This window comes from Methanobrevibacter sp., from assembly GCF_045126245.1.
GTDB lineage: Archaea > Methanobacteriota > Methanobacteria > Methanobacteriales > Methanobacteriaceae > Methanocatella.
In genome coordinates, this window is sequence record NZ_JBGVOG010000122.1 from 1 (window position 1) to 16,561 (window position 16,561).

At 32.7% G+C, this 16,561-nt stretch carries 14 protein-coding genes; 4 read left to right on the plus strand and 10 right to left on the minus strand.

Annotation, left to right across the window (positions count from 1 at the left end; genetic code table 11):
• The first annotated feature begins 119 nt into the window (after nt 1-119).
• Nucleotides 120-1,493 (plus strand): MATE family efflux transporter, encoded by a 1,374-nt coding sequence (locus ACJMLZ_RS08655; protein WP_405305221.1) that lies wholly within the window; start codon nt 120-122, stop codon nt 1,491-1,493.
• Nucleotides 1,494-1,805: 312 nt separating this feature from the next.
• Nucleotides 1,806-2,024, plus strand: coding sequence for a hypothetical protein (locus ACJMLZ_RS08660; protein WP_405305222.1), 219 nt, complete (start codon nt 1,806-1,808; stop codon nt 2,022-2,024).
• Nucleotides 2,025-2,051: 27 nt separating this feature from the next.
• Here ACJMLZ_RS08660 and ACJMLZ_RS08665 read toward each other — a convergent pair whose 3' ends face one another.
• The 3 genes from ACJMLZ_RS08665 to ACJMLZ_RS08675 form a co-directional block, all read right to left on the minus strand.
• Nucleotides 2,052-2,186 (minus strand): hypothetical protein, encoded by a 135-nt coding sequence (locus ACJMLZ_RS08665; RefSeq protein WP_405305223.1) that lies wholly within the window; start codon nt 2,184-2,186, stop codon nt 2,052-2,054.
• 174 nt (nt 2,187-2,360) lie between these two features.
• Nucleotides 2,361-3,053 carry a type II CAAX prenyl endopeptidase Rce1 family protein gene (locus tag ACJMLZ_RS08670; RefSeq protein ID WP_405305224.1) on the minus strand — a complete coding sequence of 231 codons (693 nt, stop codon included), beginning with the start codon at nt 3,051-3,053 and terminating at the stop codon, nt 2,361-2,363.
• A 103-nt stretch (nt 3,054-3,156) separates the two neighbouring features.
• The gene (locus tag ACJMLZ_RS08675; RefSeq protein ID WP_405305225.1) at nt 3,157-4,035 is read right to left on the minus strand and encodes a CPBP family intramembrane glutamic endopeptidase; all 879 of its coding nucleotides are present in this window, start codon (nt 4,033-4,035) and stop codon (nt 3,157-3,159) included.
• Nucleotides 4,036-4,277: 242 nt separating this feature from the next.
• On the opposite strand from ACJMLZ_RS08675, the gene ACJMLZ_RS08680 reads away from it, so the two are divergent.
• Nucleotides 4,278-4,529, plus strand: a complete 252-nt coding sequence (locus tag ACJMLZ_RS08680) for a hypothetical protein (RefSeq protein WP_405305226.1) — start codon at nt 4,278-4,280, stop codon at nt 4,527-4,529.
• Nucleotides 4,530-4,776: 247 nt separating this feature from the next.
• Here the strand turns inward: ACJMLZ_RS08680 and ACJMLZ_RS08685 are convergent, their stop codons facing one another.
• The 7 genes from ACJMLZ_RS08685 to ACJMLZ_RS08715 all read right to left on the minus strand — a co-directional run bounded on the left by ACJMLZ_RS08685 (nt 4,777) and on the right by ACJMLZ_RS08715 (nt 15,331).
• On the minus strand, nt 4,777-6,006 hold the full coding sequence (locus ACJMLZ_RS08685; protein ID WP_405305227.1) for a chloride channel protein: 1,230 nt from the start codon (nt 6,004-6,006) through the stop codon (nt 4,777-4,779).
• Nucleotides 6,007-6,144: 138 nt separating this feature from the next.
• Nucleotides 6,145-6,687: a YgjV family protein gene (locus ACJMLZ_RS08690; RefSeq protein ID WP_405305228.1), complete on the minus strand. Its 543-nt coding sequence runs from the start codon at nt 6,685-6,687 to the stop codon at nt 6,145-6,147.
• A gap of 207 nt (nt 6,688-6,894) precedes the next feature.
• Complete coding sequence (locus ACJMLZ_RS08695; RefSeq protein ID WP_405305229.1) at nt 6,895-8,625, minus strand: MATE family efflux transporter; 1,731 nt, start codon at nt 8,623-8,625, stop codon at nt 6,895-6,897.
• 219 nt (nt 8,626-8,844) lie between these two features.
• On the minus strand, nt 8,845-12,108 hold the full coding sequence (locus ACJMLZ_RS08700; RefSeq protein ID WP_405305230.1) for a C1 family peptidase: 3,264 nt from the start codon (nt 12,106-12,108) through the stop codon (nt 8,845-8,847).
• 494 nt (nt 12,109-12,602) lie between these two features.
• Nucleotides 12,603-13,178, minus strand: coding sequence for an STAS domain-containing protein (locus tag ACJMLZ_RS08705; protein ID WP_405305231.1), 576 nt, complete (start codon nt 13,176-13,178; stop codon nt 12,603-12,605).
• A 207-nt stretch (nt 13,179-13,385) separates the two neighbouring features.
• Nucleotides 13,386-14,723: an MATE family efflux transporter gene (locus ACJMLZ_RS08710; RefSeq protein WP_405305232.1), complete on the minus strand. Its 1,338-nt coding sequence runs from the start codon at nt 14,721-14,723 to the stop codon at nt 13,386-13,388.
• Nucleotides 14,724-14,959: 236 nt separating this feature from the next.
• Nucleotides 14,960-15,331, minus strand: coding sequence for a hypothetical protein (locus ACJMLZ_RS08715; RefSeq protein WP_405305233.1), 372 nt, complete (start codon nt 15,329-15,331; stop codon nt 14,960-14,962).
• A gap of 412 nt (nt 15,332-15,743) precedes the next feature.
• Between ACJMLZ_RS08715 and ACJMLZ_RS08720 the strand changes: the two genes are divergently transcribed.
• Nucleotides 15,744-16,124, plus strand: a complete 381-nt coding sequence (locus tag ACJMLZ_RS08720) for a hypothetical protein (RefSeq protein ID WP_405305234.1) — start codon at nt 15,744-15,746, stop codon at nt 16,122-16,124.
• The last annotated feature ends 437 nt before the right edge of the window (nt 16,125-16,561 follow it).

Sequence of the window (16,561 nt, forward strand, 5' to 3'; positions counted from 1 at the left end):
GAATGTTTTTAATAGAAATATTCAAAACTGTTTCAGTTTAAAACGCATGTTTTATTTACTATGTTTAAACTATTTAGAAAATTATATTCAATATTAAAAATATAATTTTAATTGAGATTATGAGTGCACATAACATAGACATCCAGTTAAATCCTGTGAAATCAACAATTACGTTAGGTATACCTATCATAATTCTATGCTTTTTAAGTTCTTTTTATTCGATTATTGATCTTTACTGGATTGGTGGATTGGGCACGTCAGCTATTGTCTGTATGGGTTATATTTCAAATTTCATATATGCAATTAATAATCTGGGAGATGGAATCGGTCGGTCAACCAATATCTTAATTTCAAATGCTTTTGGAGCAAAAGAAATAGAAAAAACAGAAAAATATGCTGAACAAGGCCTACTTTTAATTTTAACCCTATCCATCATTATTCCAATTGTATTCATACCTCTTGTCGAACCGATTTGTGCAATGACAAATATCATGCAATATTGTGAGCAGATATATGCTTATATTGCACCATGTTTGGGTTTTATCATAATAATTATGATAAATAACTTCTTTTCTGCCATTTTAGGTGGTGAAGGAGATACAAAAAGAGCAACAATTATTATAGTTGCAGGAAATATTTTTAATATACTTTTAGATCCAATATTGATTTTTAACTTAAAGATGGGAATGTTGGGAGCATCTATTGCAACAATAGCTGGAGGAATCTTTTCATTTATATTATTCGTTTACTTATATTCAATTAAAAAGGATACATTAGTAAAAATTCACTTAAACGGATTTAAATTGGATCTGGAAATCATAAAAGAAATTATTTTTCTAGCAATACCCATTATAATAACCAACATCATTATAACTATTATTGGAATTATTATCACATATTCTCTTCACATTTATGCTTCACCGATTGCAGTATTTACTTACATTATAATACTAAATATTCAAACAACAGTATTCACTCCTATTCAGGGCATTTTAAAAGGATTATGTATTGTAACTGGACATTTGGCCGGGGCGAAAAGATTCCTTGAAATTAAAAAGACCATAATTAAAATATTTTCACTGGGATTGGCCATTGCAATATTTATTGCATTTGCACTTTCCATATTCCATGTTCCTATCATAAACATGTTTTCAACCGAATATGTCGTTATGAATGAAATTAGAAATATATTAATGTTTGTTGTAATATATATAATTACATTTCCAATAATAATGGGCTCCAGTTATGTATTTTTCGGCCTTAAAAAGAGCAGTTATACATTAATGTTTCTTATATTTAATTTAATTGCCCTAACAACTTTTATATTCATATTTAATCATATTTTATGTCTGGGCAGTATTGGAATACATTTATCCATCATATTAAGCAATGTCCTTGAAGCTATTACAATGATTTTAGTGCTTAGAAGAATGCTGAATTCAAAAATCAATGCCTTAAATCTTGAAAATGAATCCTGTCAGGTCATTAATTAATTTAGAATATTCAAAAATTAAAATATAACCTTGTAGAAACCATATCAAAATTTAGGGTAACATCGAATTTATTTACTTATTTTCTTTAAATAATCCATATAAATTCTCTATTTCTAATTTTAACATGATTTTTATTCATTTTTATTTTTCACTTGAATTTACACTTCGCGAAAAAATTTTACAAAGAATGGTTAGTTTATGATTTAAAGCGATTTTTTTGCTTTGATTTTTTTATACTTGAAATGTTACTTATAAAAATTTAAATTACACTATAAATATGTATATATAGTAAAATGGAGAATATATATTAATATGATTAGCAAAATAAAATATTCTCCATATTATTATTTGAATTCAAGACAGTTAAACCTTTCGGATTTTGGACTTAAAATCAACAATAAAGATCCAGAAGAAAAAATATTTTCTATTGCTAAAAAAGAAAATATGTTGTTAAATTTTGTTGAATTGACTTATAAGTTTGTAGAGAATGTTTTTAATAGAAATATTCAAAACGTTACAAGATACCTCTAAACATTAAATATTATTTAAAACTCTAACTTAATTGTTGTTAGAACTCATACATGAATCAATTGTTCCAATTCTTTTCCACATATCGCTTTCTGCATATCTACGACTGTCAATGTTAATTATTGTTTTGTGGTGACGAAGCATATATTTGATTGTAGGCGCCACAATCTTAAATCTTTTATAACTTTCTTCATTCTGATTGGGCCGTTATTGCATTTATATTAACTTTATTTTGTCGCGGGTTCAATTCCCGTCGGGCCCATCCTTTATTTTTTTCAAAACTTCAGTTATATGAATTGAATTACTTTAACATGCTATTCCTTTGCCGATACCATATTTTTAGATAAATCCAAGTAGTGCGATTATGAAAATAAACTCATCCGTTAATAGATGACAAAGGTATGAAACCATGATGTTTTTAGTCTTAATGTATCCGTAAAACTCGAATATTGAACCAAATCCCTGTATGCAGAGGGCAAATAGGAACATGATAGGATTATACGCATGGATTGATGCAAACATCAACATTACTAAAGCAACGGAAATGATTACAGATAATTTACGGTTATTTGAGTATTTGTAAATCACTCTCAAGAAAAACATGAACGGAATGAACTTAATGAATTCTTCACCCAGTACTGAAAATATAGACGTAATTAGTTTCATGACCCCTAAGGATCCTGGATCAACGGTTCCGCTGCTGACTATTCCAACTTGGTCCAATACTGCACCAATGACGATTGCATATATCATATATCCCACAAAAAGAGCTACTACAAGAAGAAGGTCTCTGCTGGATGGAATTCTTAATATTGCCTTATAATCCCATTTTAAAAAATACAATACTGGAACAATAAACACTATGCAACCCAATATTGCAAAATAAACCTTATCAGATATTGACAAAAAAAATCCGATGAAAAATACTAGGAATAAAACAATCCAACCCCATTTGGGAATGTATGGATTCTTATTATAGAACGGAAAGTCATAATCCCTATCTTCAAATTTAAACCAATCTATTTCTACCATATTATTAAATAATATTTGAACATATTTATAATTTTTGAATTGTTTTTAACCATTCTATTATTGATTTTTTAAATAAAAAGAAAGATTATTCATAATTGAATAATCATATATCTTGAGAGTTTTCCGGGATTTCGCCAAACCAATCAGTTTTCTTGCCGACATAATACATTATGATGTATAGTACTATTAAAAAAACGATTGCTACGGCAACTTCCGATAATTGCGGAGAGGAAGATGATGCCTGCAGTCCAAGCATGACAAATAAGCCAACAGCAAAATTATTCGCAGTGTGAAGGGCAGAACTTACTTCTATACCATTTGTTTTCCAGGCAAAAAATCCGAAACCAAGACCTGAAACCAATGTTTCAAAAAGTCCAATGCTGTTATATCCATGGCCCATTGCAAATATTATGGCTTGAAGAACTATCGCCAAAACAGGAATTTTAAACCATGATCCCAATGTCTGCATAATCAATCCACGAAATATGTATTCTTCTGCAATACTTTGAAGAGGTATGGAAATCAAAATTACAGCAAGAAATGCTATTGATAAATGAGATGTGCCTTCCGGCCCTCTAATAGCAGTGTCTGCGGCCATATATATTATGTACAATATTAGTGGAATTACCAATGCCTTGAAATAGAGTTTGAAATTCCATCCTCCGCGTGAAGATGAATAAGAGGAAAACGGCCTATCCTTAACAACCTTAGATGCAAGATATAATGAAGGAATAAATACTATAATAATCAAATCGGCAAAGAGTATCGCCAGAGGAGAGTTGAATGCTTCATATCCTCCCTGGAAAACTAACCTTATAAAATCAAATCCGACTATTAGGTAAAAAACCGCTAAAATTGCTGCACTGAGTATGAGCATTATTATGAAAGTTAATATAAAAACAAGTATCGGTTTGTACCACCTATAGTTTTCAAAGGTTCTGGGAAACGTGATATAATCAGATATTTTATCATTCGTTGTCATAATTATAAGTTACACATTAGTTATATTTAATATTTACATTAATTCTGAAAGTATTTGTGTTTGTAGAGAATGTTTTTAATAGAAAAATTCTAAACATGATATTTCAGGAATTTTTTAAAGAATACCTAGTTATATATATCATCAAATAAAAAATTTTAAATATCATACGTTCTTAAAGCATTATTTAATTGACAGGTTAAAGTTACCTAATAAGTGCTATAAGAATGAATAGAGGTGATAATATGAATCCAGAAGATTTCATTTCTCAATTAGTTTCAAAAACAGGAATTACACAAGAACAAGGTGCAGCGGCTAATGATGTTTTCCAAGGAACCTTTTTAGCTGGAGAAAAAAGCAAAGATATCATTGTCGATCAATTAGTCCAAAAAGTAGGCGTTGATCAAGCTATGGCTGAAACAATCTATACCATTGGTGTTGGACTTCTTTCAAGCACAGGTATTGTCGATTCAATAAAAAGTAAAATAGGATTATAGAATATGATTAATAACAATCAGATTAATTGATTGTTATCTTTTATTTTTTTTAAATAAACTCTTTTTCAGCAATATAATTAACACTTAAAATTACATCTACTTTATCAGATTAATCAAAAATTCATGCATGATATATGTTTCATTTATAGACTAATTAATCTGAATACTTGATAAAAAAGAATCATTAATTATATCTCTAAAAAGCATATCCGATATATAATCATGGATTATTTTAAGGAAAAATTCTCTATAATGATTCGTTTTCAACCTTTAAAAATTTCGGAGCATCAAACAGGCAGGCGATTACTGCGGATAGCAGCATAAATGGAATCAGATTCATCGGGAATATAATCATCAAAAGCAGCACTACCGCGATAGGCTTTTTTAAAATGCTTGCCATAAATGATGTTGTAACGATAGACATTGAAATAATTGGATCTATATTCAAAATGATGCTCATTGCATAACCCATTGAGGTTCCTGAAAAAATCAACGGAAAGAAATGCCCTCCTTTAAGACCGGATTCTATGCAGATATTTGTCAGAACTATTTTTAGAATACTTGTTAGAATTAATACCGCCAATCCCAGCTCAACACCAACATCCAACAGAAGATATATCTGCTCTTCTCCCGAAAACATAGTCAAAGGTAGAAGAGTCCCGATTATGCCAAGCGTCAATCCTCCAAGAACACCCTTTAGGACAAATCTGTTTTTCAGATTTTTAAATAGGCTCTTGGATACTTTGTGGCTTATTAAATAGATGTATGAAAGGAGTATCCCCAAAATTATAAGCAATAAAATGGCAGGATAATTCAGATTGGATAATGTGGCCGTTCCAATGGAATGAAGGCCTGCATGATTATGGGTCAAACGGTTCAAGAGGAGGAATATTCCAAAAGAGCTTAATATGGCTACAAAATATAGGATGTTTTTAGATGTTTTAGGCAATTTGCTTTCTTCATTTTCAATCGGCTCTACAAAACCGAATAGAGGAGATACAAATATTGTTCCCAAAGTTGCGGTAATACCTATCTGTGCCAATTCCTCAAGATTATCATTGAATATCTTTAGCTTGTCGCCAATCCAGGTAAACAATCCCGCAATGATTCCTGTCAAACCTGCTTCCGGCCCAACGCTGGCACCCAGTATCAAAGGCAATATTGCAGAGATGATTGATTGAAAAATATTGTTATATGGATATCTGTGCTCTTCTTTTACGGTTTTGATTACTTCGTTCAACTCTTCAGGACTGTCTCCGTATTTGTTTTTCCACAAACCGATTAAAAGTCCGCCAATCAAACACACAACGATCGTATAATATTTGAAGTTTATCACGTTCGGCAGATAATCCCATAGGAAATGAATTCCAAGGTTCATGCCCCTTATAAAGCACCATATAATCAGCCCTGCAATGGCTCCAATTATAATGGTGTATACTGTCAAAAGCAGATTGTTTTTAAATGTTGTCAAAAGCATTCCTCAAGTCAATATTTGAAAGAATTTTTGTTAAGGAAAGTATTTATGTTTTTAGTGAATGTTAGCAGTAGAAATATTCAAAACATTAAAAAAGAATTTATGGAAGGAAAACACTTGGAAATTTTAATTTCAAAGGAATTAAAATCTATCTAAAAACTGAAACATTTTTGAATCTCGTTTTTTAACTAATCGGATATAAGAAATACAACCTATAATCACAGTAATTATCTGTACAATTGTTGACACGATATCAAATACCAGATAGAAATAGAATATATAAAATGATTCATTTACAATAAAACTAAGCTTAATCCATCTGATATCTTTATATGCATAATTACATATAGTAATTTGAGTTACTGCAACAATTGGGATTAAACCAATCCAACCTAAGGTGTTAACGGCAAAACCAATAGCAACTGATAATATAAGGAAAAAGGCCGCCCATTTTATTGTAAATCTATCTTTATAAACCATTAAAAGTCTCACAGATGCAATTGCCATAATAACTGCGCCAACTAGAGAATTAAAGAAAAAAGAAGCAATTATCAATATTAAAGCGTTTATTAATTGATATTTGTAGGCTTTTTTATCATCATTAATACATAAACTGGCAATTATAAAAATTCCAGCAAATAATGAAATTAAATTTCCGATAATAATATTTATTGGCAACGTCATGTTAATAGGATATTTATCATAGATTATTTTTATATTTTCGTAAGTTCATAGTGCTTGAAATGAATCTTTTCCAGTAGAACGATTTCAAAATTTTGTAGTGAATGTTTGCATCTGAAATATTCAAAACGATGCATTATCACGACTCGTTTTCAACATTATTTCTCAAATGTAATATCCTCAAATGCCTCACATCGTAAGGCCGTATCCCTATTTATCTTCTTCACTTATCTTTTTGGCTATCAGCTTGATGTAGAGTATCTGTATTCCCACCACTATAAAGAGCAGTGTTGGCAGGTAGCCGTATTTTCCCATGAAGGCAAAGAGTACGACTGCACTTGCAACGGATCCTATTATGGAAAGACCCGGCCTGTTTTTAAGCTCCATCAGGTATATGCTTAAAGCTGAAAGGGCAAGGGAAACCAATCCTGAGAGAATAAGCGTATAGTTTTGGGACTTTAATGCAATATTGAAAATAGACAGAAGGATTATAATTATTCCAACCAATGCTATAATCAGCTGCGGTCTTGATGTGACCTTCCTGGTGATTTTGCCTATTTTGGAATCTTCAGATGATTCATCCTCATCGAGGAAAGTCCTTACGGTACTTTCGTTTTCATATTTCTCGTCAAAGTTGTTGAAGAGATACATCAGGAAGATGCAGTACGCGATTGAGGAGAGTATTTCAGATATTATTATTCCAATCAAAACGCAGCTTCCGTCATTGACAACTGTGGACAATATGTAAATCAGAGCCATTTCAAATATTACCTTGGCTGCAGTAAGAGCCAATGAGTACATACTTTTTCCGAATCCGTCAAGCATCTTTGATGCAATCATCGAAAACGGAACTGAAAGCATAATGACTGTTCCGCCGATTGCTATCCAGAAGATTTCAGTCTCCATTCCGGTAATTGAAAAGAGGCTGAATGCGTATTCCCTGATGAATATGAAGACCACCATAATCACGAACGTAGTTACAAGGGATGCCTTAAGCGCAAAAATGAACATCTTTTTCAGGTCATCGAACTTATGCGCACCGAAGAGGTGTCCTGTAACGCTCATAAGAGCCCTTCCGTAACTTCTAACAGGAGCAATCAGCAGTGTTTTGAGTTTGTTTGCAATGGAATATAGTATAGGTCCTGTTGCACCCATTGTGACTATCAGGATGGAATTCATAAATGATGCTGAAAGGCACCAGAGCCCGTCGTCAAGGAAATTCGGAAGTGCGACCTTGAAGATTTCAATGAATATGTATCTTCTGATTTTTAAGTACTTTGGAGACAAAGGAACCTTTGTCCTTCCGGAAAGGTAAAGATAAAGGAGACATATGAACGGAATAAACGCTGAGATTACAGTTGCATATGCTGCCCCCTTGATTCCCATATTCAGATTGAAGATAAAGATTGGATCCAGGATAATGTTTAGGATGTTTGACCCTATGATGAGTATTGTAGGAGTCCTTGAGTTTCCTTCAGCCTGAAGGGTTTCTGAAAAGAGATTCACAAAAATGAATATATATGCGAAAACAACAATAGGAATCAGATAGTCAAAAATAAGGATATATGATTCTGACTGGTCTATATAAAAGAGTATTCCGTTGGCAAAAAGAGCGCACAATACTATGATGACCCATATCACGTTGGATAGAATCATCCCATGAATAAGAGCATTGTATGCACTTTCGTAATCGCCCGAACCTATGAAACGGGACATGATTGAATTGGTACCCTGTCCGAGGGAATCGCCGAAGGAAAAAATGAGTGAAACTATAGGTATGGAAACGCCCATAGCGAAAAACGCTTCAACACTTATTTGAGATACCCACACCATATCGACAATGCCGTATATTGCATCAAAGATGCAGAAAAACATAATCGGCAGGCTCAATTTCCAGAACGACTTTTTCGGCAGACTTACCAAATCAATTTCTTCTCTCATATTTAAATTATATTAATGTTCTATTATTAAAATTGCCTAGTATTGGAATGAAAACTTTACATTAATTAGAAATTGCTTGAATTAATGAATAATTACATACTTTTTTTTACTATTTTTAGTTATGGATTTATATTAAATAAACGACAAAAAGCATTTAGTATCTGCTTTTAGAATTTTCGAAATTAATTGAAAAAAAAAATAGAATAATAATTGAATATGTTATTCAATTATCATTGTTTCATTGAAAGTTTGTGTTTTTCCGCTGGTGTCTGTAAACTCCACGCTAACCTCATGTTTGCCAAGGAATTTCTCGATGATTTCAAAGATTACTCTTGAGAGGTCATCGTCCACATCTCCATCAAATACAATTGTACCGTCAATGTATACTTTTAAATGTCCGTTAATGAAGCTACGGTTAAATAAATCCATTAATGCTTTAAGATTAACCGTATTTGCTTGACATATCATTTTCATATCATTTGCACGATATACTGTGTATACATGTGGGCTGTAAGTTGACTGGCCTGAATAAGTTGGCCTGACATCAAGACGCTGACTAGGAGCTGGATTAACATCATCAGGGGATGGTGCCGGAACTTCCTTTACGATGACAGTATTGTTGACCTCATAATCTGAAATCGGAACTGTTGTAGTCATGACGTATGTGCCTGGACCCTCTGTTATTTCGATTTTGGCAATTCCGTCATCATCTGTTTTTACAGGGGTTGTTTTTCCGTTGATTGTGAATTGAACCCTTTCGCCTGCGCCAACGGCTCTGCCATCTCCAGTCACGACTTTAACTGAGAAGCATTCTCCTCCATCAAAGTCAACGGAAATGTCTTCGTTATCGACGATTACTGAATCATCATCAACGGTATATGCCTTAAGGCATACTGTTTTATCCAAGTCAAAGGCATCAATCCAGTTTTCACCGTCACTGCTTATGTAAGACACATTCTCAAGAAGATGCTGTCTTGTCTGCATTGCAACAGGAACGGAATTGCTTTTAAACTCTACTTTAATCATGTCATCTACAATGACCGGAACATATTTTTCCAAAATGATTGTTTTGAATCCCGCATATTCGCTGACTCCACTTTGATTGTGCCTCAACTCGCCATTTACATATATCTTAAGTTCGTAATCGACACCAGGCTCATTGAAGTAAGTTCCCACAGCACCCAACAGCTCATAAGTCTGTGAAATGAACTCATTGGAGTAATGGGTGTAATTTTCATCGAAATAATCCAATCCAGCAAAGTCTGTCTGGTAATTGATTGTATACTTGATGGTATTGTTGAAAATATACCCTACCGCTCCTGAATACAAGCGGGACGGGAACCCTTCAATATATAAAAATGACTGGTCATAGTAGGACAGGTAGAAGAAACCATCCTCTCCAAAGCTTGTTCCCCAGCTGTTTTTGCAAATCCATGCACCGTCGCCAGGAGGAGTGATGAAAAAGTTATCCTTTGAATAGCTGTCATCCCATCCGATAAGGTCAACCATATGGTTTGCACTGTGTGTTTCATTATAATAGCATGCCGCGGTGTCCGGATTATAATACGGCTCGGAATCACCGTGAGAACCATATGCGATAGCAAGAGCACCATATTCCATCAATGCTTTTTTAAGTTCTAAATCGGTAGTATCGGTTCCTCCAGGAATAACGATTACGTCCTGAACATGAACTGTTTCATCGGAGTCAAAAATCAGCTCTGATATCTTACCCATTTCATCATAAGGATCCACTTCACTACTCTGAAGCCCTAACCAACTTAACAGATATGCCGGAGCACTGAATACCCATCCTCCTTCAATAAGAGCTGTGCTTCCATATTTTGAATAAATCAATTCCATATTTTGCATGTTGTTTGGTGAGAACATATATTGGACTCCGGTCGCTTTAAGCAATGCGGATTCAACTGCACCTACTGAACCGACTGCCCAACAGGCACCGTTATTTCCCTGGTCATAGACGTTGCCTGCCCATCCCATGTCACGCAAATCGAATTTGGATGGAATTTCGTCCATATCCATTGAATTGTTAACTAATTCAAGAGGCATTGCATATCTTGCAACGAAAAACTCATATTCAGTGTTGTTTGTTGACAGCTCATCATTAAGAAATGTTGTATTGGTGTCCTTAAAATCGCTGAAAAATCCAATGACGCTTATTCCGGAATTATTGAACAGTGAATTTTCAAATGACACATCAGCATTATACGCATAGATCGTATTTGCGGTGTCTTTTATAGCTGAATAGGTGACCTTATTGCCTATCAATCTTGAATCTGAAATGGTCAGATTTCCTTCATCGAAAAATATCGCTCCTGCCTGATAATCTGCAACATTATCGGTTAAAGTGGAATTAATTACGTTTAAATCAGCACATGAAGTGTAGATTGCACCTCCAGCACTTGTTGCCTTATTGTTCATAAAGGTTGAATCGACAATGTTTAAAATACCATATAACTGAAGAACTGCTCCTCCAAAATTGCTGCTGCAGTTGTTGAAAGTGGAGTTGATGATATCAACAGTTATATTGTCATAAAGAAGTCCATATCCTGCCATTCCTAAAGAATCAAAAAATATTGCACCTGCATCCTTTGAAGAGGATGTATTTTCAAATATGCAATTTTCAATCAAAAAGAGAGGAGTCTGATTAAAATCGCCCATGTGAGGAAATTTAAATCCTATTGCCCCTGCAGATAAATCTGAATTCAAATTGATAAATTTTGAATTTCTAACCACACACTGAACCCCTTCACAATAGATGGCTGCCGCATATCTGGAATCTATATCTGTGAATGTTGAATTATTGACATACAGATTGCAACCATAAGGAACCAAAACATTACCGTAATCCACTTTTCCTCCTGAAAATGTGGAATCTTCAATTACAACATTACATAACAGCGCCGCCAGGATATCTGCTTTGTGCTGGGTAGTGGAATCAAATGAACAGTTGTTTACAGTTAAATTAGATTCCCCCATGATATTAATAAAAGCTCTTCTATCGGAATCAAATCCGTTATCTATAAACTTAACATTGTTTAAAATAATGTTTGAAGCAACTCCCTGTATCCAGTTTTCCTTACAGTTAATAAATGTCAAATCATTAATTGTGAGATTTTCTCCCCACGCCATTAAAGCGGGGCCAATGTTTTTCCCATCAATGAAATGATTATTACCGTTAATGGTTAAATTAGTTCCCCCAAGCAGCAAAAATGTTTCATTATCCTCTGCTTCAATATATACATAATCATCCGCCATATTAAATTCAGTTACATTATCATAATATGATGGCAAATCATTTTCCAAATCCTTAAAGGATTTTGGGGAAGCAGAAAGCAAATCTGAATCTTCAGCCACATCATCAATAACCAGCTGAGATGAATCATTCAAGTCCTCTGCACTGATACATCCTACCGAAAACATGAATATTAAAAGAAATATTGTCAATATCACATATTTTCTCATATCTAACCTCCTTTATTTAAATAATCAGAAAGAGAATAATCTTCACCTTTCAGATAAATTAGTAGAATGCTTTTAATAATTTAAACATTCCTATATATACAAATTTTATATACCTCGCATATAAACATGTTGATTTATTTTAACTTTTTATATAAAAAAATAATCAAATCAATATGAAAAATAGTAAATTTCTTTAAAATATACAAAATTTTAATTTAAAATCTGATTAAACATTATTTATGAAAATTCATAATTATTGAAAATAAGTGCTAATTTTTTAAAAAAAATGGAAAATTTAAAAATATCATGATTGCATTGAAAAAAATTTATAAAAAATAAACAAGCCAATATGAAAAATTCTATAAAATACCATATTGGAAAATTTAATATTAAAATAAATTAAAAAATTTAAAAAAATGAAAAAATATTGGACAAACGCTTAAATTTTATTTTTCACCACCAAAATAACCGAATACTTTACTGCATTTGCAAAGTTATTCAATAGTGAGAATATCGCTAAAACCGGTCAAATCAAATATAAACATTATATCATCCGCAACATTAATCAGTTTCATTGACCCGTCGTGTTGGTCCATAACATTTTGCATTGAATTAAGAACTCTTAAAGCTGCACTTGAAATATAATTGACATCTTTAAAATCCAAAGTTAACTCTTCAATATTGTGCAAATCGGTTATTATTGATTCTAAATTTGCTGCATTGTCAACATCCAATCTGCCGATTAATTTAACATCCAATTTTTTTCCGTCAATCTTTTTTTGAATTTCAAAATTACTGGATAATATTTGGAAAGGTGAACTGTCTTCGGAATCGCAATTAGTACAGTTGTCGGTTTCACGGGTATTGTTATCAAATTTTGCGGTATTGGAATCTGCATCGGAAATTTGCTGTTCAACAAGACTGTCCCCAGCATTTTCATATGCATCAAGATCAGATACACATACTGCAGAATCATTGACATCACAGCCATAGACATCAACTGCAGACACACTTGCTATGCCCATCAGGCATATTAACCCAAAACATAATAATAGCATTATCTTATTCATACGGGAAACCTCCCAAATAAAAAAGTATACAAGTTTATTGAATACTCCAGTTTTGTATTTATATGTTAAAATTAACAGTATATAAACGTTTCCGCACGCAAGTGCTTGCTTTCATCTTAAAACAACTAAAAAACAAATATTCAAGGACATTTATTAAAATTAACAATAATATGAATTTTTTTTCATGAAATATCCAAACAAAAACTACTATTCATTCTCTTTTTTATATATCAGCCATCTGAAAACGCCATATGCAAAGAATGCCTGTACGCTGTCGGCCATCACCAAAGACAGAAATGCACCGTTTCTTCCGAACTGCAGCGCATAGCACAGGATTAAAGTGAATATAATCAGAAATGCGAACTTGACAAACACTGAATACAGGGAAAATGAGCTGCGACCAATTGCCACCAATGCCTGATTTGCATTATATATGACTGAAAATACAATCAGCTCCCATATAACCAAAAATAGTATATTCCTAACCTCTTCAAGAACAACATATTGTGTTGTAAAAAATCCGATTATGTCATTTGAGAAGAATATCAAAACCAGTGCCATCACTAGATTCAATGTCAATGATACTGCAATTGACTGATTAAGCTGTTTTTTGACATTTTCATATCTTTCAGCGCCAAAGAGATGTCCTATGACTATGTTTCCTGATCTTGACAGACCCTGTGTAGGAGTAAAGAGGAAAAGCTGAAGCCGGATTATCAATGTATATGCAACGACCGTAACGGCCTGTTCAAAATTCTTCATTGTGCTGATTACAACCAGGCCGGTTAATGTCACAATCAGACTGTCCAGAATTATCGGCACTGCATTTATAAGAATTTTCTTGATGATGTGAAAATCAAAACTGAAGTCCGTGTAGTCGAATTTCACTATCTGTGACTTTCTGACGGAATAGATGTAAAAAAACATCATACAGGTAACGAGATATGATGATGCCGTAGCCAGGCTAGCGCCCATTATATTAAGGTTGAAGACAAAAATGAATAGATAATCCAAAACCACATTTAAAATGACTCCCATGGACATGATCCCAGTGGACAATCTTGTATTTCCTTCTGCATTCAATATCTCAACAAGGTATTCGGAAAAAAATACGAGAAAAATCAGGCCTACAAGAACCATCAGATAGGACTGGATGAGCCTATACTCTGCAATCTTAAAAACAGTCCTTAACAGGTACTCACCTTCAATGAAAAATATAGCCTGGAATATGACTGCTATAACCACCAGCAAAAGAATACCATGCAGAACTATGTTGTTAATGTTTTCATAATCCCTTGCACCAATCAGACGCGCAATCATTGATGAAACTCCTCTGCCCACACCTTTGGCAGTGCGATTGAGGAAATATACGATTTGTGAAATGTAGCTTATGGCAATGATTACGGAATTGCCCAGCTTGGCCAGAAAATAGGTATCCAAAATGGTGTAGGATTCATTGAAAATCAAAAGCAATATGATTGGTATCCCCAATATGATAAATGCCTTCAATGGATTTTTTTGAATTAATTCCACCTTATCGTTCATGTCTACACCATAGCTTTAAAATCAGTACTAATTAAATATTATATATTGAATTTATTAAGCTTTGTCAATGGTGATGATACATCTTTTAGAATTCACTGTTTGAAATCAATTTCAATCACTTATTGTGGTGTTCAAAAAAATATAATCTTTAAGGAAAAAAATCCGTTTTAAAAAAAATAGTTAAAGTTGGGAAAATATAAATTTCCCAAAACATCTAATCGAAGTTGTAATAATATTTATTGTAAATTATGGTTTTCAGGAGTAGGTCCATATAAGCTTACGTCTGGAAAATCATTCCACTGATCAGGATTGAATCCATTACCGCCTAATCCACTGGAATGACCAAAATTTGAATTACAAAAGTCTAAATGAGGGCGTTCGTCTCCGCCGCTAAGATAGAAAGGGGTATAATCTCCACCGCCAAGACCGGAACCACATACCTCAACAGCATAAAAAGGAGTATAATCTCCGCCGCCAAGACCGGAACCTAAAGTTATTTCTTGAATACCCATATTTCCATTATTTGAGTCGAGATCTGCTGCAGAAGCGCAGCCGATACCGAAAATTAAAAATAATGTTAAAAGTGAAATTAAAAGAACATTTTTCATATTAAATACCTCATAATTTTAGGATAATTTAAAATTCCTATTACTATTTATTATAAGGCTTATTTATAAAGTTTTGCGAATGTAAGTACTTACTTGCATTTTAAATTGACAAAATAAAATCAAATTGAACTAAAATTAAAAAAATAAGCATTCTAAAGCAATATCACATATTTTCATAAAAATCAATCAAATGTGTTAGTTTATCCATATTATGATTATATTTACTATAAATTAACAAATAAGAAATGTTAAGATATTATTGTTAAAAATATTAATTTTCAAATGGTAAATAGCCAATAGAGAAGCATACATTTAGTTTAGGTATACCAAAAAATTTATATATGAAGTTTTTTAACATGAATAGTAAGTGCTACCATATCAAGGGTAGTGCGAAAAATTTGGAGGTCAAAATATGAAAATAAATTTTGATAGAAAAATACAGATAGCACTAATTTCATTAGTGGCTTTATCATTGTTTGTTGGCGTCGGCTGCATATCAGCAGCAGACAATAGCGTAAGTGACTTAAATGCTGTGCCAGATTTAAATAACGATTTTACTATGACCGTACCATATACAGCAGGTACCGGATACCACTGGGAAGTAAGCCCTGAAACCCACGGCGTTGACATCGGAAAAATCAATTTTGTTGAAGATCACCCTGGATGTTTAGGATCTTCCGGAACAGTTTACTTTAATTTTCATGTAAATAGTGATGATTACTACGTTAAATTAGTTTTAATTAGCCCTACTGGCGAAATCGTCAATGAAGTTGATTCAAACATGTTAAACTGATTAATATGCCTTTAAGAATAAATTAGTTGATTTTATCCTAATTTATTCTTAACTTTATTGAAAAATATTTTACAATTAAAAATTTTATTTTTAATCTATTTTTTTAATTCAGATAAATGAATGATTAATGTTATTATAAATCCAATTCCCGCACTTTAAATGTTCTTTATAATTTCTTCATTGAATTTCCATTCAAAGAAAAAACACACTTAAAAACAGCGAGAATTAAAACATGCTTTAAAAATTTTATATATTCCTGATGACAAAAATAAATTATAATGAAAAAAATAACGAAGATTTTACTTGCTCTATTCATTTTACTCATTATTTTTGCAGGAATCATGACTATTATGCAACATGAACCGCAACGCAAAACTGAAATTCTGGACAATTATACAACAATACTTGGAAGTAACTCAAACGGTACTGTATATAAA